The organism is Brucella sp. NBRC 14130 (genome assembly GCF_040371715.1).
Taxonomy (GTDB): Bacteria; Pseudomonadota; Alphaproteobacteria; order Rhizobiales; family Rhizobiaceae; genus Brucella; species Brucella intermedia.
This window is the reverse complement of record NZ_BAABTE010000003.1, coordinates 468,106-488,481: the sequence shown is the minus strand read 5'-3', so window position 1 is coordinate 488,481 and position 20,376 is coordinate 468,106. Positions and strand designations below refer to the sequence as shown.

The following is a 20,376-nucleotide window of genomic DNA, read 5'->3' as shown; positions in this document are numbered from 1 at the left end:
ACACTTGCGCTTTATAACATATTTAACTATCTTTTTATACACAGTTAAATAAACAAGGGGCAAAGCGGTGAAATGGGAAGGAACCCGATAGATGGCAGGCAAAAATTCTATTCTTGATATCGACACGCAAATCGAGAAGCTGCACGAACGTAGAAAAGAACTACTGGTAAAGTCCGCCGAGCGCTTTGCGCGTGCAGCCACGAAATCCGGTTTGGCGGAAATGGACATCGCCGATACGGAGATCGATCAAATCATTAGTGAAATTACGACACGATTTCGCGAAAGGAAAAAAGGGAACAGCGGTGGCGCATCCGCTGCGTCGCATAGAAAGACAAATGGTGGGACTGGAGCGTCGACGGAGGTTCCTCGTGTCAGTTAAACGCAAGAAAGACCTTCGCAAAAAATACCTACTCGGCGAAATTGTCGTTCGTGCCGGTCTGTCGACGGCAGACCGGGCATTCCTACTAGGTGGCTTGCTGGAACTGGCACGACTTTTACCGGATACGGCTGAGTTTCAGCGCTTGCGCAATCGCGGTGAAATGGCTTTCCGCGCAAAAGCATCAGATCCTCATTGGCAAGAAGAGCCGGATGCTGCGCAATGACGACTGGCGCAAAACCGCATCCAAGCCAATTGCTCGTCCTGGTGCCAATCGCTGTTTCCAGTTTAGCATTCTATATTGCCAACTGGCGTTGGCCGGAATTGGCCGCTGGCTTATCAGGGAAACCGCAATACTGGGTTTTGCGAGCGTCTCCTGTACCAGCCCTTATATGCGGCCCACTTGCCGGGCTCCTGACTGTCTGGATGTTGCCATTGCATCAGCGGAAACCAATCGCGCTGGCAAGTCTTGCCTGCTTCCTGCTGATAACTGGCTTCTACGCATTGCGCGAAATTACCCGTCTTTCCCCCTTCGTGGAAAGCCGGGCATTGAGTTGGGACCAGGCGCTGTCATACCTTGATATGATCGCGGTCGTCAGCGCTGTCATTGGCTTTATTGCCGCGGCTGTATCAGCACGCATTTCCAGTGTCGTGCCTGAACAGATAAAGCGGGCCCGGCGCGCAAGCTTCGGCGATGCAGACTGGCTGCCAATGCGGGCGCTAGCACGACTATTCCCGGAAGATGGCGAAATCGTCGTTGGCGAACGTTATCGCGTCGACAAGGAGCTCGTTCATAAACTACCATTCGATCCAAATGACCCAGCCACATGGGGACGCGGCGGCAAGGCACCGCTTCTTACCTACAAGCAGGATTTCGATTCAACGCATATGCTCTTCTTTGCCGGATCAGGCGGCTACAAGACGACGAGTAACGTCGTGCCGACAGCGCTGCGCTATATCGGCCCGATCATCTGCCTTGATCCCTCAACCGAAGTCGCCCCGATGGTCATCGAACATCGCCGCAACAAACTTCAGCGCGACGTGATGGTGCTTGATCCAACCAATCCGATCATGGGCTTCAACGTCCTTGACGGTATTGAGACCTCCACGAAGAAAGAGGAGGACATTGTTGGAATAGCCCATATGCTTTTGTCGGAAAGCGTTCGCTTCGAAAGCTCTACCGGTTCGTTTTTCCAGAACCAGGCGCACAATCTCCTGACCGGGCTCCTTGCCCATGTGATGTTGTCGCCGGAGTTTTCCGGACGGCGTAATCTACGTAGCCTGCGCCAGATCGTTTCGGAACCTGAAACGTCTGTGCTTGCCATGCTCCGTGACGTTCAGGAACATTCTGGGTCCACCTTCATTCGCGAAACGCTCGGCGTTTTCGTCAATATGACCGAACAGACCTTCTCCGGCGTCTATTCCACCGCCTCAAAAGATACCCAGTGGCTGTCACTGGACAATTACGCGGCGCTTGTCTGCGGTGACAGTTTCAAATCCGCCGAAATCGCGACCGGCAAGAAGGACGTATTTCTGAATATCCCCGCATCGATCCTGCGTTCCTATCCGGGGATCGGGCGAGTGATCATCGGCTCCCTGATCAATGCAATGATCGAGGCCGATGGTGCATTTGAGCGCCGTGCCCTCTTCATGCTCGATGAGGTCGATCTGCTTGGCTACATGCGCGTGTTGGAAGAAGCACGCGATCGCGGACGCAAATACGGCATCAGCATGATGTTGATGTACCAGTCCGTTGGCCAGCTTGAACGACATTTCGGCAAAGACGGTGCCCTCTCATGGATCGATGGATGCGCCTTCGCAAGCTACGCCGCGATCAAGGCGCTCGACACCGCTCGAAACGTCTCGGCGCAATGTGGTGAAATGACGGTGGAAGTGAAAAGCAGTTCACGCAATATCGGCTGGGATGCAAAAAACAGCGCTTCGCGGAAATCTGAGAACCTGAATTTACAGCGCCGCTCCCTGATCATGCCGCACGAAATTACTCAGTCGATGCGCAAAGACGAGCAGATCATCATTGTACAGGGACACAGTCCAATCCGCTGTGGGCGCGCCATCTATTTCCGGCGAAAGGAAATGGACGAGGCTGCGGAAGTCAACCGGTTCGTCAAACGATAAAGGCCGCAAAACTGCGTTTCATTTAAAGTTTCCTCCCGTCCGGTTAAAGCGGCAAATCGCAACGATACAAAAGCGTGATCTTCATCTCTGCTCGGGGGCCACGCTCCCCTGTCATGACCTTTCGTGGCGAACTAAGCGATAGGTGCCATGGCCATCTGGCAAACTGAACGGCAAATCTCAAACAAACCTGAACGAGATTGGTTTTTAGCTCCGCCTCTTCTTCAGGCTGGATCGCGGTGCTCAATGGTCGGACCAACCTTTCAACAATCGCCCCAACGATACACATTGAGATGATGCGAGCATCTTGTGAAACAAATATAACCTGATGACCAACTTTTCTTCCATGGAATCTGGCCCAAGCCGAATACATGTTTATTCAACCGCGAGCACCGCAACATTTCTTGAATTTCTTGCCCGATCCACATCGACAAGGATCATTGCGTCCGACTTTTCAATATCGCTCTCAGTTCAGAGGTTAATTCACCACGTTCGGTTGCCGACATACTCCAGTAATCAGCGATGGCAACCATCACGTCAGGCAGCGCATAGATCGCATCCTCTTCGATCCGCAAAAATCGTCAAATCCCAGATCTGCCCCATCAGTAAATGTGTCTATGTCAGTCAGCATCACGACCGGAGCCAGAAGCACACCAGCTTCAGATCCCATCATCTTTTCCCATCGGCACGACCGCAAGGCAATCGCACGCATAAAGCCTTTCACCCAACCGTCAGCTATAAACTCATCGGTTTCTGCAATGTGCATTAATATGGGTTCAGCAAGCCCCTCCGCTAGCTGACTGACAATCTCATTATAGAGATTGATGATGGCTTGGGTGGCCGCAGATTTCTCCTCATCATCGACGAATTCAGGATCCTCGCCCCAGACCTCTGATAGCCATTCGCCTATCGGAATCTCGTCGTGGCCAACAGCTATTCTCGTCAAGAAGCCATCAAGATTAGTTAATTGCATGCACTCTAAAGGGGCATCCGCCGATTCGAACTAGCCTTCCAGCACTTCCAAGCTCATTGTTTTTACAGCAGACCGGAACTTACTCGTGTCACTATTCATCATCTCGTTCCTATTGCCATTGCTTTCGCGTCTTGGCTGGAGATCACGACAAACAGTTGCCTCAACGAGCCTTTGTCAATCGCGAACTGGATCTCTTCCTCTGCCCATCAGCTCTCACATTCAAGACGAGCACTCTCCAAATCAGGCAAGAAGCCGTTAATCATGCTGGTGAAAACCTGTTCAGTCCGCTATTCAGATTTCAGCTATGCATTAATCGAATGGCTTTTATTTCATGGCATCCAAAACGACGCTCAATGCAAAAAATCTCGAAGCACTCGGCGTAGAGAAACTGGCTGAACTGCTGATCGCAATTAGTACCGGAAATGCCAACCACAAGCGACGTCTTCGAATGGAACTTGCTGGTAACTCTAGCGGGGAAGAATTGGCCAGGGAGGTTCGCAAACGTCTCAGCAGTATCGCTCGCGCCAAGAGTTGGATCGACTGGCAGAAAGTCAAGACGGTCAAATCCGATCTGGAAACCCAGCGTAAAACAATCGTCGAAAAAATAGCTCCGACGAATCCCGATGAGGCTTTCGAACTCATATGGCAGTTTTTGTTGTTAGGAGATTCTATTTACGAACGCACACATGACGGTAGCGGATTGCTCACCGAAAGCTTTCATCAGGCAATTGATGACGCAGGACGGATAGCTGGACAGGTCAAGATTTCCACGGAGAGCCTTGTCGGGCGAATTTATGCAGCACTCCAGAATAACAATGGCTACAGTCAATTCGACAGATTGATCCCATCCATGGTACCGGCCCTTGGCGAAGAAGGGCTGCGGCAATTGCAGCAGCTATTCGAAGGCGGAACGAAGACACGCGACACGAAACGAACCAACGAAAGCAGACAACTGACAGGGCTGAGCTCAAACGAGCCTGTTTATCGTGACGATGTCTATGCGAGTAGCGCATTCTTCACAGCAAAAGTGTCCTTGCAGCAAATCGCTGACGCGTTAGGTGACGTGGATCTGTATATCGCTCAGCATGCCGAGCACACGCATATTGTCCCCACAGTAGCGACAGAGATCGGCAGGAGGCTGGTTTCGGCAGGGCGAGCCGAGGAAGCTTTGAGAATCCTTGACAAGGCACAAATCGGTGAGCGGTATCAAGTTCCCTACGATTGGCAGGCGACACGAGCCGACGCTCTTGAAATGCTCGGTCGTGGTGAAGAAGCACAACAGTTTCGCTGGCAATGCTTTGAACAGTCTCTCGATGACGAGATGCTGAAGGAATTTGTGCGCCGATTACCGGATTTTGACGATGTGGAGGCTGAGGAAAAGGCATTTGCATACGCTCAGACCCATCCCGATGTCCAGCAGGCATTAATACTCTTTTTGAACTATCCTTCTCCTGCCGAAGCAGCCAAATTGGTAATGCACCGAGCCGCCGGACTAGATGGTGATCGTTACGAATTGCTCTCTCCTGCAGCAGAAGTGCTAAGCGCAAAATATCCACTGGCAGCGACCCTCCTTCTGCGTGCCATGATCGACTTTACACTCAATTATGCTCGCTCCAGTCGTTACAAGCACGCCGCGCGACATCTCATGGAATGTGCGTCTCTGGCACATCAGATAGAAGAGTTCGCAGAGTTCAAAACGCATGATGACTACGTTGCGGATCTGAAAAAGGTGCATGGTCGAAAGCATGGCTTTTGGAGCCTGATGCGGTAGTTATCTTTCCCCTTGATGTCCAAAAATCGCTCGCATTTGGCGATTTCCAAGCTGGATTGATGGTTTCCGCTGATTGGAGAAAAGCGGCCAGCGATGAGGAGAGCTATTTATCGCTAAAGATGATAAGCGTCTCACAGCACAGTTTGGAAGGTAGCTGATCTGGCTACTCGCCTTAAACACCTAATGCATCAAGCGCAATCTGCCGAGCACGGCGCGCGGTTTCCTCGTCGCAAATGAGTACATTGCCGGTGCCGGAGAGCAGCGCGGCAGCAAGCGCTTCTGCCTTGTTAAGCCCGCCCGACGCGAACACCACAGTCGGCACGCTTTTTAGGGTCTCGAATGACGGCGCTATGGCGCGCCGGTTGATCGGATGGTCGATGGGCTTACCATTCCGGTCAATAAACTGCGCGACGATATCGCCGCAGGCACCAGCTGCAATCAGTTCATCCAACGAAACGTCACTCGGCAATCCGTAGCGGATTAGCAGCGAACGCATCGTCAAGTCGCCAATACTGACAAGGATGATGTCGTTCTTCCTGATCCGCTCAAAAGCGCTTTCGAACACGTCCTGACTGACAATGGCGTCGCGAGATTGGGGGCTGCCAGCGTAAATCGGCGCGGCGAGATAAGCGCATTGCGCATTGAGCTGTCGCGCCAGATCACTCGCAATATCGAAGGTGTTGATCTCGATGCCGTGCGTGAGACCGCCGAAGACGGAATTGACGGAAACATCGGGCCGTTTCAGCTTAGGCATGTGACGCACCATCTCGCGCAATGTCGCGCCCCAACCCACGCCGATCCCCGATATGTCGGTGGTGTTCAGCTGGTCTACGAGATAATCGGCGGTCGCCTGTCCCACCAGCACCGGCACCAGATCAGGATTGTCGGGCGTCGGCACGATACTGGCGTGGCGCAAAGAAAAATCGGCGACGAGCTGTCGCTCCAATTCTACGCATGACACCAGTCGCGAGTTCAACGTGATCGTCACCAGCCCCGACCGGCGCGCCTCGGCGATAATCTTGTTGATGCGCAGGCGATTGGTGGAGAAGGCCTGCGCGATTTCTCCCTGTGTGCGACCTTCCATGAAATATTGCCAGACAACGCGCATCTGCATCTGTTCTTCAGAGAGCGCAGCTGGACCGTTCAACAAAGGCTTTCCGTTCATCCTCAGAACCTCATTTGCCAACCGGGCCTCGCCAGGCGGACCCTCTGCCTGTCTGCTTTGGTGTAGCAGCGCTTGTCCTGCACGGAAAGATAGCGACCGTTAGAATGTACGGGACAAATCGCTGATTCCACGGTTTCAATATCGAGTATATTTACATCTGTAATTAAACGTTGACAACTGTTTCAACCTATCTAGACTGAATGTCGTCAGAGTTGAAGCACTACCGGGAGGAAAGAGCGATGCGGCCGGAAATCAAAAGGGCAAAACGACATCGACCTATCCCGTACGATATGCGGCCTTGCTTTCCTGCCGTCCATCCAATGCCCTTCATGCAGGGATGATTGCCATGACCGACACAACATCAGCAGGCTTGGATGCTCTTGAAAATATTGCTCTCATTATTTTTGACTGTGACGGGGTGCTGATCGACAGCGAGCCCATCGCCAGCCGGACACTTGCCGAAATGCTGCGCAATGCCGGCATGTCCATCACGGATGAGGAGGCGCATGTCAGGTTCACCGGCCATTCAGAACCGGCTATCCGCAGGATCTGTGCGGAAGAATTAGGCATGGTCGACGTCGATGTCCATTTCTCCGCCTGGCACACGCGCCTTTATGAGGAATTTGGGCGTTCGCTCACATCGATGCCCGGCATTGATGCGGTGGTCAAAAGCGTGAAGCGGCCCAAATGCGTTGCCTCGAACAGTTCCATCGAGCGCCTCAAAAGCAGTCTGGGCAAGCTTGATTTGTGGCAACATTTCCATCCCGCAGTGTTCAGCGCCCAGATGGTGGCAAGACCCAAGCCTGCCCCGGATCTTCTTTTGCATTGCGCTGAACAATTCCACGTCAAGCCGGAGCATTGCGTGATGATCGACGACAGTTCGCACGGCGTCGTCGCCGCCAATGCAGCAGGCATGACTGCGATCGGATTTGTCGATCCAGCAGATCCGCGTCCCGATCGGGCTTCGCTTCTCAAGGCCAGCGGCGCTGCTTTCGTGGTCAACGGAGCCGCAGAGTTACCGGCTGCGATAACCGCTGCCAATATCCTCATCGGTGAACATGACAGACCGACCGATCACAGCGTTACATTTGCAAAGCCACACCAACAGTTGTAAACTTTTTTCGATGCGGTGAATTGATCTGATCAGTTTGCAATCAGGGGAATGAAAGAATGGTCCGCGTCATACAGATTTCAGACACGCATCTTGGACGCCACAAGGCGCATTTCGTGGAAAACTGGCGGCCTTTGAAAAACTGGCTTGCCAGTGAAAATCCCAAACTCATCATCCATTCCGGCGATATCAGCGTGGACGGCGCGGATGTTGAGGACGATTTTGCCTTCTGCCGCGAAGTGATGGTCGACCTGCCCGCCCCGATGCTGGTTGTTCCGGGAAACCACGATGTCGGCGAACCGCAAAGCGCACATCAGCCGGCCAACGAACATCGTCTGGAACGCTGGAACCGACAGTTTGGCGCAGATTTCTGGGCAAAGGATGTGGGAAACTGGCGCCTTCTCGGGTTCGATTCCATGATCTTAAGTTCCGGTCTTGCGGCGGAAGAAGCGCAGTTTCACTGGCTGGAACGACAAATGGAGAGCGCGGACGGCCGCCGCATCGCATGGTTTACCCACCAACCTTTGTTTATCAATGGCTGGGAGGATATCGACAACGGCTATTGGTCGGTAAAGCGGGAACCGCGCACCCGGCTGCAGCGCCTCACGCAGCGTTTCGGTGTCGATCTTATCGCCAGTGGTCATCTTCATCTCTCACACGATTTCATTCTCGACGGCGTCCAGTTCGTCTGGTGTCCGTCAGCCGCCTTCGCGGTTGGTCCACACATGCAGCCGCCTTTGGGCGGCGAAAAACAGCTTGGCGCCGTACGCTACGATTTCTCGGAAACAGGTTTCAGCTTTACGCGTGTACATCTGCCGGAACTGAAGATGATGTGGATCGATGACGTTGTGCACGAGGTTTACCCCCCACGATAGTTTGGGCGGGCGACGAATGCTGGAGGAGAGCTTTTGTCCCAGGTTGATATCCAAAACATCAGCAAATCGTTCGGAAGCCTCAAGGTGCTGGACGACATTAATATTTCGATCCGCGACGGGGAATTTCTTACCCTCGTTGGGCCTTCGGGCTGCGGCAAGTCGACACTCGTGCGCATCATAGCCGGCCTGGAAAGCCAGTCGGCAGGTACGATCAGCGTGGACGGCGCATCGGTGAACCACCTGCGCCCGCATGAGCGCAAGCTGTCGATGGTGTTCCAGAGCTACGCGCTTTATCCGCATATGACGGCTTTCGACAACATCGCTGTTCCCCTCACAGTAGAAAAACTCAGCCTGTTGGAGCGCATTCCGCTGATCAAACATCTCTCGCCGCGCCGCAAAAGGCTCACACAAGAGATTGCAAAACAGGTCGAAGCCGTGGCCGGCCAGTTGAAGATCGAGGCGCTGCTTGGCCGCAAACCTGCGCAGCTTTCTGGCGGGCAGCGCCAGCGCGTGGCGCTCGGCCGGGCGATGGTCCGCCAGCCGCGTGCCTTCTTGATGGACGAACCGCTATCCAATCTGGATGCGAAACTGCGCGTCCACATGCGCACAGAACTGACTGAACTGCACAAGCGCATGGGCGCGACTTTCATCTATGTCACACACGACCAGATCGAAGCCATGACCATGTCGGACCGTGTCGCAATGATGGACGGCGGCAAGGTGCAGCAGCTCGGGACGCCGACGGAACTTTATGAGCACCCGGCCAATCTGGAAGTGGCCCGCTTCATTGGCAGCCCAACAATCAATACCATGCCCGCATCGATTGGACCGGCCGGCCGTGTGGAAATACACGGTCGGCCGCTTGGCATCGCCGTCAACCTGCCGCAAGGCGAGAGCGTGACCATCGGCATCAGGCCGGAGGCGCTCGACCTGCGTTCGCCCAAGCAGGCAGCTGCAGGCCAACCGATCATCGACGCACGCCTGCGCCGCACGGAAAATCTCGGCGCCGAATTTCTCCATCACCTCGACCTGACCGGCACGGACGCCACTGGCTTCATCATGCGCACAACATCACCGCACGAAGACATCCACGAAGGCGACGCCGTGCGACTGACCTTCGACCCCACGCTTTGCCATATTTTCGGCCCCGACGGACGGCGGGCCGGAAAAACGCATGTGCTCTTGTCAGACGACGATTCCGGGAGGGCAAAACATGGCTCAACGCGTTGAACCGGCCCTTGGACAAAGGCTTGGCCGGCGAGAATTCGTCGAGAAGCTGACAGGGCTTGGCCTGGCGGCACCCGCATTCATGCTGCTCTTGCTGCTCCATATCGTGCCGCTGATTGTCTTGGTGGTGCTCAGCCTCACCGATTATCAGCTTGGCGACCTGACGCTGTCATTTACCGGCCTCAAGAATTTTTCCAATGCCTTGCACGACGAGACCTTCCGTCGATCGCTCTTCAACACGTTCATCTACGTGGCCTTTGTGGTTCCCGGATCAGTGGCGCTCGGCCTCCTGTTCGCCCTCCTCATCCATGGCCGAACGCGTAGCCGCGCAATCTATGAGGTCATCTTCTTCCTGCCGGTCACGGCAACACTTATTGCCATGGCATCAGTATGGAAGTTCCTGCTTCATCCAAGCCTTGGCCCAATCAATGCGATTATTGTTGCCCTGGGCTTCCAGCCCGTCAATTTCCTCAGCGACCCCGCCTATGCGCTGCCGACGCTGGCGGTCATTGGAATCTGGCAACTGGTCGGCTTCAACATGGTGCTGTTTTTGGCCGGTCTCTCGGCGATCCCCAAAGACCTATATGAAGCCGCTGATATTGATGGCGCGGCTGGCGTGATCGATCGTTTTCTGACCGTGACCTGGCCGATGCTTGGGCCGACGACCATGTTCGTCCTCATCACCACATCCATCACCGCCTTCAAGGTCTTTGACACGGTAGTCGCGATCACGCGAGGGGGCCCACAAGATTCCACCAATGTGATCCTTTATGCGATCTATCTGGAAGGCTTCCAGTATTTCTCGACCGCCTATGCCGCAGCTCTGACTCTGGTGTTTTTGGCATTCATCCTGATCTTTTCGGGCATCCAGACCTTTTTCATAGACAGGAGGGTGCACTATTGACACCGATACCGGACATGAAAGCACAAGCCGCAAGCCCGCCTGCCCGCAGCCTCTCGGGGCTGAAACGGGGACTTGGCTTCATCGCGGTCCACACCATCTTGATCGTGGGCGCAATCTTTATCGTCATGCCCTTCGTCTGGATGCTGGTTACATCAATCAAACCACCAAATGAGATATTCAGCGCTCAGTTGCGGTTATGGCCAACGCAGTTTTATGGCGTGGAAAATTACAGCTTCGCGCTTGAAAGCGCTCCGTTGCTGCGCTTTGCACTGAACGGCGTCATTGTGTGCAGCGGTATCCTTCTGGTCCAGTTGATTGTCGCAATCCCGTGTGCCTACGCACTGGCCAAGCTGAAATTTACCGGCCGCAACCTTTTCTTCGTTCTGATCCTGCTAGCACTGGCGATCCCCATCCAGGTGCCAGCGCTTCCCCTTTATATCGCCCTGGCCTGGGCTGGCCAGCTCAACAGCTATTTCTCGATGATGCTGCCGTTTTTCCTGTCGGCCTTCGCCATATTCCTGTTCCGGCAGTTTTTCAGGAGCTTTCCCGACGATATCATCAATGCCGCACGACTTGATGGCATGGGCGAGCTTGAAATCATCTGGCGCATCGTCACGCCGAGCGCCATGCCGGCAATCGCCGCTTTCGCGGTATTCTCGATCGTCGCGCATTGGAACGACCTTTACTGGCCGCTCATCGTCATTTCCGACAATCAGCTCGCTCCGCCACCGCTTGGCATGCTGCTCTTCGCAGACGCGGAAACTGGCTCGAATTATGGAGCCCTGACGGCGGCCGCCACCATGCTTACAGCCCCGCTCGTGATCTGCTTCCTGATTGCGCGCAAGCGTTTCATCCAGGGCATCACCATGACCGGTGTCAAATAAGAAGCCTCAATAAATAAACGTCTTAATCCAGGGAGGAACATATGAAACATATAGCAAAATTCATCGCCGCCGGAACCCTGACGCTTTGTATGGCGGGAACGGCACCCGCCTCCGAGGTGACACTGGACGTGCTCTACGCACAATCCGGCTTCGCGAAGTTCCATGATCCAATTTCGCAAGCCTTCATGAAGGAACACCCGGATATCAAGATAAAATTCCGGGCTCCTGCCAAGGACTACGACGAAGGCCATCTCCTGATGCAGCGGCTGGCCGTCACCAATCAGCTTCCAGACATCTACTTTCCCGGCTATCATCTTATGCCCGAGCTTGCGCGCACTTTGTCCAAGCGCAATCAGATCGTGGACCTCAAGCCGTTTCTGGATGCCGAACCACAAAACTGGATAACGGAGAATTATTCACAGTCCATGCTCGATATCGGCGTTGTAGATGGTACCAAATACGGTATGGCCTTCAACGCGTCGCTCCCAATTCTTTACGTCAATGAAAGCGCCGTCGAGAAAGCAGGTTTGGACCCCAAGGAGGTACCGGCGACCTGGGACGATCTTCTGGCGCGCGCCAAGAAAATCCATGACGCAGACCCGAAGATGGCGGGTATCGGTTATACAATCTACGATTGGCCCGACGATTGGCTCTGGCAGACCATTTTGCGGCAGAAAGGAACGCAGCTCGTCGAGCCTGAAACGGGAAATGCCGGTTTCGACAATGAAAAGGGTCTGGCAGCCCTCAAAATTCTCCGTCGTATCGTGACTGAGGGCGGCGAGAATTTGTTGGAATTTGAACAGGCGCGCCAGCAATTCGCAGCCGGACAAACAGCCTATTTCATCGATACACCCGCCCGCCTTGCACAGATTATCGGTCTTGTAGGAGACCGCTTCAAACTGAACACGATAAGAGTACCGGTTGACGATAAGGAAAATGGCGGCCTCCCGACGGGCGGCGCGGCGGGCATCATTCTTTCACAAGATGAGGCAGTGCAAAAGGCGGCCTGGGAATATCTGAAATTCGCCACCGGTCCGAAAGGACAGAGTATCGTGGTAGAAACGACAGGATATCTGCCGACGAACAAACTGGCTGACGGCGCTGATTATCTTGCTCCTTTTTACGAAAAGGAACCGCGCTTCAAAACAGTGGCATCCCAAATCGAGCTGGCGCGCCCGTGGGAGGGCTATCCGACCGGATCGTCGGTGCGCATCTGGCGCGCGGAACGCGACATCATTGCCAAGGTTATGCGGGGCGATCTTACCCCCGAAGACGGCCTGCCTATGCTCGTGAAGACGGTCGATGAAATGACGAAGTAAGTCCGTCATCACTAACAGCCAACCCGGTTAATTCATAGCGGAATGGATATGGCGCGCATCGTGCAAATTGCCGTGTGCCGAAGTGAGCGTTTTTCACAGGGGGACATTCGCCGGTTTTAACCGGTCGTTGTGTCATCTGGGTTTGGAAGTTGCGACGAACGGGTTGAGGTTTCGGGGCGTTTACGCCCTTTTTTTAAGTTGCCAGCTTTGGAATGCGTTCAAGCACGAGGCGCAGGATATTCTGGCTTGGGCAAGAGGTCGGCAGATGGAGACGGATCTGGGTCTTCATTTCGATCACTCGCGCTGCGATCTTGATCAGGCGCAGCCGCAATGTGTCGAACTGAGCGACGGCGAAGCGTGAGCGTTTCGGCATCGCAGCGCGCAGGCCCCACATCAGCCAATAGGCCCCAGCATGCAGGAAGAGGCGGAACTGGTTGGCGGTGGCTCTGGTGCAAGACGTGCGGTCAGCCGCCAGATGCGTCTTCCACGACTTGATATGGTTCTCGGCCATGCCACGTCGGCAGTAGACGCCCTCATAAAGCGTTTTCGGTCTGTTGCCTGTGAGGTTGGTCACGATGAAGCGGGTATCTGTCCCCTGGGCACCAGCTTCCATACGCGCGATGATGCGTTCCACCCGGCTCCAGCTCGCCGCCCCATCGAAGAATGCCGTGAACCTGCGCACCTTGCCCGCCTTTGCCGAGGTCTCGAAGCGCTTGCGCAGTGTCGTGGTCGGCGCCACGCCAAGGATGAAGTCAACGTCATTGGCGCGACACCAGTCAATGACGAGTGGGCTGGTGTAATGGCTGTCGGCCCGGATCAGAATACAGGTATTGGGCCAGTTGTTTCGGATCATCCGTACAAGGCGGCGCAGGTGGGCGCGGATTTCAGCGCCGCCTGGTCGCTTGGCCGGGCGTAGCACTGCGGCGACGAACCGGCCGTCACCATCGAAGACGACAATCGGCTGAAAACCGTATTCGTCATGATGGGCATTGAACAGGCGAAGCTGCTGGCAACCGTGAACAGCATCAAAAGTATCATCAATATCAAGCACGATCCGCTTCGGTACCTGCCGGAAGGAGGCGCAGTAAAGGTCGATCATGGCCTGGCCCATGGCGAGGAGTTCACGAACGCCCGGAAGGTTCTCCAGCCGACACATCGTTGATTGAGAGGCCAGCGACCGGCCTGAGGGCAAACTATTGTGCGCCATCTTGAAGACCGGATCGCTGCGAAGCCGGTTGGCATCATTGCCATCCTCATAACCTGCTGCAATCATCTGTATGCGGAAGCTGATCATCGTCGAAAGACCATGTACAATCTGATCTGAACGGCGCGGATCCTTGATGCAGCCTGCCAGGCGCTCGGCAATACGATAGCGCTTCTCGACTTCATTCAAAGCCAGAAGGCCACCATCCGATGACAGCATTCCGCCGTCAAACCGGGCAACAACATTCTTGCCATCAATGGGTGACAAACCGCTCAGCGGCACCGTATGATCGTTCATGGCGGATGTAGTCTCCCGGAAACTGCACGGATCGGCTTCGACAACCATTTCTTACGCTGTTTCAAAAGGTTAGGCTACATCCGTCAACTCGACATGAATTATTCAGGCTAATTTTGCTCTGTAGCCCCTAGCAGCGTATAGATTGTATCGCCAGCCTGCCATCGGTCATATAACCGTTGGCAGGCAAATTCCGAAACGGCGCAGGAACACCCATGACAAACGAAACGTTGATCCCTAGCCGGCGCGCTTTTGCATTGAAATGTGGTGAGCGATACATCCCGAGGCCTTGCTGCGGCCGTTTCGCGCAAACCATGATCCGTCACGCCGGGCGACTGGCAACTTGCGGTTCGGTCAATCCGCGTTCTACGAAATCGGTGTAGATGCGCTTGACCACTTCGAGTTCCTCTGGTGGTCCCGGTTTAAGAATGACGCGATCGGTCTGGATGTTCTTGTGTTCGCGTGGGCGAAGTTAACTCTTTGGATTGCCAGCATCATCGATCAGGAAACTGCGCAATCCGAAACCCGAGGGATCACCTTGACGGAACCCTTTCTTTATGAAGGTCGTCTGGCCCATATGCACTCTCGTCGAGAGCACGCAACTATGTTCCCGGGCGAAGCTTGACGAAATCAGACGGTGAAAGGCAATCTTGAGGGTTTTCATTCCATCCACGTCACCAAGCAATAGCGGTTGGCGTTCCGATGAGGTGGAAATAAGGGTGAAGCGTCCGGCCTTTATCTGGACGATCACAGCTATCGTTGAGGTGACGAAAATGCCGATGACCGTACGTAAGCCCGCGACAGTTGGTGAAATTCTGGTGGAAGAGTTCATGCAGCCTTGGGAATTGACACAATCGGCGTTGTCCGGGGCGATGGGGGTTCCGCGCAAGTATGTGAACGAGCTTTGCAACGACCGCCGTACGGTGACGGCTCCGACCGCGTTCATTCTGGCGCGTGTGTTCGACAATAGCCCTGACTTCTGGGTGAACGTGCAGCGCCGGACGGATTTGTGGGAAGCGATGCATTCGCCGCGCGAGCGTGAGCGGATCGAACGGGCCAAGCTGCTCGCTTCCGCAGCATGAAGGCTAAGCGCTAGCCTTGGCAGGGGCCGCGTGATAGCGCGGATTGAATGTCAGTCAGCGCAAAGTCATCACCGACATAGAGAAGGGGAGCGGAATGCCGTTTTGCCAAGGCATAGGCAAAACAATCACCGAAGTTCAAACCGGCTCTCGTTCCAAATCCCTTGCCGTATTCCACCCGCGCCTTCATCGCAGCTCGTGCAAGCCTGTCATCTATGGACGCAACCAAGATGCCGAAATCAGCAAGGAATGCATCCAGATCGGCAATCGCAGCATGCCGATCTCCCTCCCTGATCCTGCCCGCAAGAACTGTACCGGCCTCGACGTAATTCACCGCCGATATCAGACGCGCCGTATCAGACTGGAGAGCATCCATGCACTCCGGCGCTTCCACCTCATCGAAGAGGATCGCTATGATCGCTGATGCGTCGACAATCATCATTGATGATAGCCTGGCTCTTCTGAGGTATCGCCGACGGCTTCGTCCCATTCCTGTTTCGTAACCGGACGGCGGTCATAACGACTGGCACGATCACGAACGAAAGCTTTCATACGCGCAACGTAATCGCGCTGCGCCTCGCGCTCGGCACGAAGCCGGTCCAGTCGCTCTCGCATGGCCTGAGTGATAGCGTCAGTCATGGTCTCGCCGGTAAGACGGGATAGTTCCCGCGCCAACCGGTCTGCTTCATCGGTCTTGATGCTCAAGGCCATGGTAATCTCCTCATATAGACACACTTTCTAGATATCATTTCTATATTGTATCTTCAACGGAGAAACGGAATGTGGACGTTATTCATCGTCCTGATTATCGAGCCCGATTTCCAACTCTTATCCCTTTGATTGTCATTTGCAGCCCGCAGGGACTTTTCGAAATCCTCGCGCGCCATCTGCCTGCCGATCAGCTGGGCACTGGATAATACCACTGCGCCAAGCCGTTTGGCGGCATCGGCCTTGTCATCAGCATCCGGCTTGTCGCCAGCGTGATTGCCGTTGGCTGATCTGCATTCGTTCGCTCGCCTTTTCTGGCCTATCTCCAAGACCGACGGTGGCACAGGCTCTCCCGGCTGCACGGTTCACTGTGCCAATCATTTCCAATACCCAAGGGCCTCCAGGTGGCATAGCTCGACCGCCCATGGCGGCCTTTGTCACGAGGCTTCAGCCCGACCGGTTGCCCGGCAAGCCGCTTGTTAACTACCAGACCTATAGACAATTATCTGGGGGGATCCTTCCTCCACTGGTGATAAGCGCCTTCGAGGCGCCCTGAACGGCGACAGTTATCGTCTCGCGCAAAGCCGAGCCAGTAAGGCCGGCTGAAACCCTCGCAAAATCGCCGACGCCGCCAGCGGCCTACTTTTACACCGCCCTTTGGCCTGATTTTATTCCGCCGTTGACACGGGTGTGCATACGAAATCAATGGTGATAGATTCCGGTATGAACGACACCGTCCACACCGCACCATGCACGATGCATGCCCGGGCTATTGAAGGGCAGGCAGATATTGCCCTTTGCGTCCACGGCCACAAGCCCGCCTGAACCGCCGATTTCACCAAGTTCGGTCACGACGTCGCCTGCTGCTTTGTGCAAGTCCTGCCCTGCCCAGCGCATACGCGCATCTATCTCGTGTCCAACCGCCCGGCGAATAAAATATTCGCCATGTCCAGTTGCCGAAATGGCCGCAGTGGCATCGTCCGCCCAGGTTCCGGCGCCAATAACGGGACTATCACCGACGCGACCGGGCGTCTTGGCGGTCATGCCACCTGTAGAAGTTGCTGCAGCGAGATGACCGAAGCGATCGAGCGCGACCGCCCCGACGGTTCCGTGCTTGCGAGCAGGATCGCCATCATCGGGAAGCCCCTTCTTGCGACGGTCCATTTCGACCTTGAGGGCATGGAGCCGATGTTCCGTACCGAACCATTCCGGGCTTTGCATTTCAAGACCGGCATTTTCACAGAAACGCCTGGCGCCATCACCGGCCAGAAATACATGCTCGGTCGTTTCCATCACCGCGCGTGCAGCAAGTATGGGGTGACGCGGGCCGCAAATTCCTGAAATCGAACCGCATTCACGCGTCATTCCATTCATGATGGCCGCATCCATTTCGTGGGTGCTGTCGGTGGTATAGACCGCGCCACGTCCCGCGTTGAACAACGGGTCGTCTTCCAATGCCATGACCGAAGCCGTTACAGCATCGAGCGATGTGCCACCCTCGCGCAGAATATTTAGCCCCGCCTCGAGACAGGCGCGTAAGGCAGCATGATAGGCCGCTTCGCGCTCCGGCGTCATAATAGATTTCAGTATCGTTCCCGCACCACCATGCAGCGCGATAACCGGCATCGTTTCAGACATTCTAACCTCAATGTGGAAGGAGTTCTGCTTTATCCAATCGCGTCAGCGCAACGCGAAACTCATGGCGGAAAGTGCCGTCATCCAGCCGACCACCTCTGCCATTGTCACACAATCAAAACCCACCGTGACGGCATCAACCCGTCTGGCTGGGGGGAGTATTGCCATTTGATCGGCGAGTGCCGCATTGCTCATCAAGAATTCTGTCTTGTATGGCCCATTCAGCCGGAAGGCTTTTTTACTACCAGCTTCTCGGACTGCACGTATCGCCCCTTCCCTTAGCATAGCGCGCGCCCGCTGAACGGATATCTGTCGCGCAGCCCGGTGACCGAAAGATTGTTTGACAACGATAAATTCAGCATCCGGGAAAAATCCAATATTCTCGTCCCTCGTGCAATCATCGCCGGAAACCAGACCAACTGGAACGCCAAGCTCTCCAGCATAAGCACCGTAAATACCCGGTTCCCCGTAAGGCAAGTTGTTGATGCGGACTTCCCGGAATGCAAAACCGTTTGTGGTGTGAGCAAGCACCCCACCCTTGCCGGCCATGGAATGATGCCCGACCATAAGGAACAGATCGAACTCAGCCGTCAAACCGCAGGCCATGTTCATCGGTTTAGGCTTGCCCAGAAGCAGATCGGCTGCCGGATGCAGCAGAGATGGCAGGATATTTGTCATCGGCCCGTGAGAGTCGTTGACAAGGATTTCGGTCGCGCCCGCTTCTACCAACCCCTCGATTACGGCGTTTACTTCCTCGGTCATGAGAATGCGCGCCTTCTCATATTCCGCATGACCAGCCTGCCCTTGCGCTGGAGCAACTACACCTGCAACTCCCTCAATATCGGCGGAGATATAGATTCGCATAACAACCGCTCCTCAGTCGGATCGTAGCTTCGGATCGAGCGCGTCGCGCAAGCCATCGCCAAAAAGATTGAAGCCCAGCACGGTGACAAAAATTGCGATGCCGGGGAATAACGTCAAATGGTCAGCTACGCCCATATAGGTCCGGCCATCAGCCAGCATGGCGCCCCATTCGGGACTTGGCGGTTGTGCGCCGAGACCGATGAAGGACAAGGCAGCGGCTGTCAGAATGGAGGTGCCTATACGCATCGAAAAATAGACGATGACGTTTGGCAAGGTGCCGGGCAAGATATGACGAAGCATGATAACGCGATCAGCCACGCCGATGGCCCGCGATGCATCGACATAGACGGTTCGCTTCAACTGCAACGTCGTACCGCGCGCAAGTCGGGCAAAAACCGGAATAGAGAAGATTGCGACTGCGTAGATCACATTGGTAATACCAGGTCCGAGCACAGCAATTACAGCTATAGCAAGCAGAATGCCTGGGAAAGCAAGCAGCAGATCGCAGAATCGCATGATAATCGAATCCACCCAACCGCCGTAAAACCCGGAAACGATACCCAGAGTGACACCAAAAAGAGCACCCAGCGTCACCGAAAGAAAGCCAACGGCAAGCGAAATGCGCGCACCCCAGATAATACGGCTGAATATGTCCCGTCCGTAGGCATCCGTTCCTGCCCAATGCCCGGCACTGGGTCCTTGCAGAACAGCATTATAGTCGGGTGTACTCGGATCGTAGGGCGCGAGCACGGGAGCCAGAATTGCCGCCAGTACCAAAGCAATGATAAAGACGAGCGCCACGAGGGCCACCTTCTGCTTTTTGAACCGCCGCCAGAATTCAGCTAATGGTCTGCGCATTTTCTGGGAGGGTTCCACCAAAACGGTTGTCGTGCTCATTTGTAGCGGATCTCCGGGTTTGCAAAGGCATAAAGAACGTCAACCAGCAAATTGATGAAGATGAACTGTAGCGAAAACAGCAGGATCAATGCCTGTATGACGGGATAATCGCGATAGGAAACGGAATCGACCAGCAGTCTTCCTACACCTGGCCAAGAGAAAACGCTTTCGACCACAATCGATCCACCGAGCAGAAAGCCGAATTGCAGACCGACCATTGTAATAATTGGGATCAAAGCGTTGCGCAGCGCATGTTTCCATATGACCCTGCGCTCCGGCACGCCTTTGGCACGTGCTGTGCGAACATAATCCTCCCGCGCAATTTCGATAAACGCTGAGCGGGTAAAGCGCGCCATCACGGCTGCAACTCCTACCCCGAGGGTGAATGAAGGCATCACGTAATGCTGCCACGTACCGTACCCGCCGGTCGGAAACCAGCCAAGTTTCACCGAAAAGATATTGATCAGCAACAGGCCCAGCCAGAATGGCGGAAATGAAATGCCGGATACTGCAACGATCATTCCGGCATAATCAGGCCATTTGCCCCGTTTTACTGCGGAAATCACGCCAATGAGCAAACCGAGAAGCGATGACCAGAGCATTGCAAATACGGTGAGCCAGACGGTAGGCATCAGGCGTTCGCCAATCTCCTCGGTGACCGAACGACGCGTTTTCAGCGAAACACCGAAGTCGCCCTGAGCTGCGCGCGCTATATAGCGCGTGAATTGCTCCGGCAACGGTCTATCCAGCCCAAGCGACGAACGAACTGCGGCAACATCCTGCGGGCTGGCGTCAGGCCCTGCCACGAGGCGGGCGGGATCGCCTGGCAGCATATGCACAAAGGCGAAAACGCAAACCATCACCAGCACGATGACAGGTAGGGTGGCAACAAGCCGTTTGATGAGATAGGAAAACATAAATTCCCTTTCGGAAAGGTAGCGCCGGCCCCCAAAGGCC

20 protein-coding genes and 2 pseudogenes are annotated in these 20,376 nt (G+C 54.8%); 11 read left to right on the top strand and 11 right to left on the bottom strand.

Translation table 11 applies throughout. From position 1 onward, the window contains the following. The first annotated feature begins 91 nt into the window (after positions 1-91). The 3 genes from ABWW28_RS08495 to traG are packed head-to-tail and all read left to right on the top strand — an operon-like array spanning position 92 to position 2,512. Positions 92-379, top strand: a complete 288-nt coding sequence (locus ABWW28_RS08495; protein ID WP_012090907.1) for a TraC family protein — start codon at positions 92-94, stop codon at positions 377-379. Further along, entirely contained in the window at positions 369-602 is a 234-nt protein-coding gene (locus ABWW28_RS08490; protein ID WP_012090906.1) for a conjugal transfer protein TraD, read from the top strand. The genes ABWW28_RS08495 and ABWW28_RS08490 overlap by 11 nt, the downstream gene beginning before the upstream one ends. Next, positions 599-2,512: a Ti-type conjugative transfer system protein TraG gene (gene traG / locus ABWW28_RS08485; protein WP_353390752.1), complete on the top strand. Its 1,914-nt coding sequence runs from the start codon at positions 599-601 to the stop codon at positions 2,510-2,512. The genes ABWW28_RS08490 and traG overlap by 4 nt, the downstream gene beginning before the upstream one ends. A 376-nt stretch (positions 2,513-2,888) precedes the next feature. Here traG and ABWW28_RS08480 read toward each other — a convergent pair. Continuing rightward, positions 2,889-2,954: pseudogene (locus ABWW28_RS08480) on the bottom strand (SEC-C metal-binding domain-containing protein); the annotation flags it as partial. An 87-nt stretch (positions 2,955-3,041) separates the two neighbouring features. Continuing rightward, positions 3,042-3,497: pseudogene (locus ABWW28_RS08475) on the bottom strand (UPF0149 family protein); the annotation flags it as partial. Between the two features lie 316 nt (positions 3,498-3,813). On the opposite strand from ABWW28_RS08475, the gene ABWW28_RS08470 reads away from it, so the two are divergent. Next, a complete protein-coding gene (locus tag ABWW28_RS08470; protein WP_353390750.1) occupies positions 3,814-5,253 on the top strand; it encodes a DUF6880 family protein in 1,440 nt (479 codons plus the stop codon). A 172-nt stretch (positions 5,254-5,425) separates the two neighbouring features. On the opposite strand, the gene ABWW28_RS08465 is transcribed toward ABWW28_RS08470, so the two are convergent. Further along, on the bottom strand, positions 5,426-6,418 hold the full coding sequence (locus ABWW28_RS08465) for a sugar-binding transcriptional regulator (protein ID WP_353390748.1): 993 nt from the start codon (positions 6,416-6,418) through the stop codon (positions 5,426-5,428). Positions 6,419-6,764: 346 nt separating this feature from the next. Here ABWW28_RS08465 and ABWW28_RS08460 point away from each other — a divergent pair, with 346 nt between their 5' ends. Genes ABWW28_RS08460 through ABWW28_RS08435 form a run of 6 tightly spaced genes read left to right on the top strand, consistent with a single transcriptional unit; the run spans position 6,765 to position 12,738 of the window. Further along, positions 6,765-7,532: an HAD family hydrolase gene (locus ABWW28_RS08460; RefSeq protein WP_151615793.1), complete on the top strand. Its 768-nt coding sequence runs from the start codon at positions 6,765-6,767 to the stop codon at positions 7,530-7,532. 56 nt (positions 7,533-7,588) lie between these two features. Further along, positions 7,589-8,404, top strand: a complete 816-nt coding sequence (locus ABWW28_RS08455; RefSeq protein ID WP_353390746.1) for a metallophosphoesterase family protein — start codon at positions 7,589-7,591, stop codon at positions 8,402-8,404. 33 nt (positions 8,405-8,437) lie between these two features. Further along, positions 8,438-9,634: an ABC transporter ATP-binding protein gene (locus tag ABWW28_RS08450; RefSeq protein ID WP_112700970.1), complete on the top strand. Its 1,197-nt coding sequence runs from the start codon at positions 8,438-8,440 to the stop codon at positions 9,632-9,634. After that, positions 9,618-10,535: a carbohydrate ABC transporter permease gene (locus ABWW28_RS08445; protein WP_353390744.1), complete on the top strand. Its 918-nt coding sequence runs from the start codon at positions 9,618-9,620 to the stop codon at positions 10,533-10,535. The genes ABWW28_RS08450 and ABWW28_RS08445 overlap by 17 nt, the downstream gene beginning before the upstream one ends. Next, the gene (locus ABWW28_RS08440) at positions 10,532-11,419 is read left to right on the top strand and encodes a carbohydrate ABC transporter permease (protein ID WP_012090896.1); all 888 of its coding nucleotides are present in this window, start codon (positions 10,532-10,534) and stop codon (positions 11,417-11,419) included. The genes ABWW28_RS08445 and ABWW28_RS08440 overlap by 4 nt, the downstream gene beginning before the upstream one ends. Before the next feature lie 41 nt (positions 11,420-11,460). Continuing rightward, a complete protein-coding gene (locus tag ABWW28_RS08435; RefSeq protein ID WP_012090895.1) occupies positions 11,461-12,738 on the top strand; it encodes an ABC transporter substrate-binding protein in 1,278 nt (425 codons plus the stop codon). 193 nt (positions 12,739-12,931) lie between these two features. Here ABWW28_RS08435 and ABWW28_RS08430 read toward each other — a convergent pair whose 3' ends face one another. Beyond that, complete coding sequence (locus tag ABWW28_RS08430) at positions 12,932-14,239, bottom strand: IS1380 family transposase (RefSeq protein ID WP_353390741.1); 1,308 nt, start codon at positions 14,237-14,239, stop codon at positions 12,932-12,934. Positions 14,240-15,009: 770 nt separating this feature from the next. On the opposite strand from ABWW28_RS08430, the gene ABWW28_RS08425 reads away from it, so the two are divergent. Continuing rightward, positions 15,010-15,318, top strand: a complete 309-nt coding sequence (locus tag ABWW28_RS08425; RefSeq protein WP_012090893.1) for a HigA family addiction module antitoxin — start codon at positions 15,010-15,012, stop codon at positions 15,316-15,318. Positions 15,319-15,328: 10 nt separating this feature from the next. On the opposite strand, the gene ABWW28_RS08420 is transcribed toward ABWW28_RS08425, so the two are convergent. The 7 genes from ABWW28_RS08420 to gsiC form a co-directional block, all read right to left on the bottom strand. Further along, positions 15,329-15,757: a type II toxin-antitoxin system VapC family toxin gene (locus ABWW28_RS08420; RefSeq protein ID WP_012090892.1), complete on the bottom strand. Its 429-nt coding sequence runs from the start codon at positions 15,755-15,757 to the stop codon at positions 15,329-15,331. Then, complete coding sequence (locus ABWW28_RS08415) at positions 15,754-16,026, bottom strand: type II toxin-antitoxin system VapB family antitoxin (protein WP_353390739.1); 273 nt, start codon at positions 16,024-16,026, stop codon at positions 15,754-15,756. Before ABWW28_RS08415 ends, ABWW28_RS08420 begins: the two co-directional genes overlap by 4 nt. 53 nt (positions 16,027-16,079) lie before the next feature. Continuing rightward, entirely contained in the window at positions 16,080-16,367 is a 288-nt protein-coding gene (locus tag ABWW28_RS08410) for a hypothetical protein (RefSeq protein ID WP_125302027.1), read from the bottom strand. Positions 16,368-16,725: 358 nt separating this feature from the next. Then, the gene (locus ABWW28_RS08405; protein WP_012090889.1) at positions 16,726-17,661 is read right to left on the bottom strand and encodes an isoaspartyl peptidase/L-asparaginase family protein; all 936 of its coding nucleotides are present in this window, start codon (positions 17,659-17,661) and stop codon (positions 16,726-16,728) included. A gap of 42 nt (positions 17,662-17,703) precedes the next feature. Continuing rightward, positions 17,704-18,522: a M55 family metallopeptidase gene (locus ABWW28_RS08400; RefSeq protein ID WP_012090888.1), complete on the bottom strand. Its 819-nt coding sequence runs from the start codon at positions 18,520-18,522 to the stop codon at positions 17,704-17,706. A gap of 12 nt (positions 18,523-18,534) precedes the next feature. After that, positions 18,535-19,419, bottom strand: coding sequence for an ABC transporter permease subunit (locus ABWW28_RS08395; RefSeq protein WP_012090887.1), 885 nt, complete (start codon positions 19,417-19,419; stop codon positions 18,535-18,537). After that, on the bottom strand, positions 19,416-20,336 hold the full coding sequence (gene gsiC, locus ABWW28_RS08390; protein WP_012090886.1) for a glutathione ABC transporter permease GsiC: 921 nt from the start codon (positions 20,334-20,336) through the stop codon (positions 19,416-19,418). The genes ABWW28_RS08395 and gsiC overlap by 4 nt, the downstream gene beginning before the upstream one ends. Positions 20,337-20,376 lie beyond the last annotated feature (40 nt).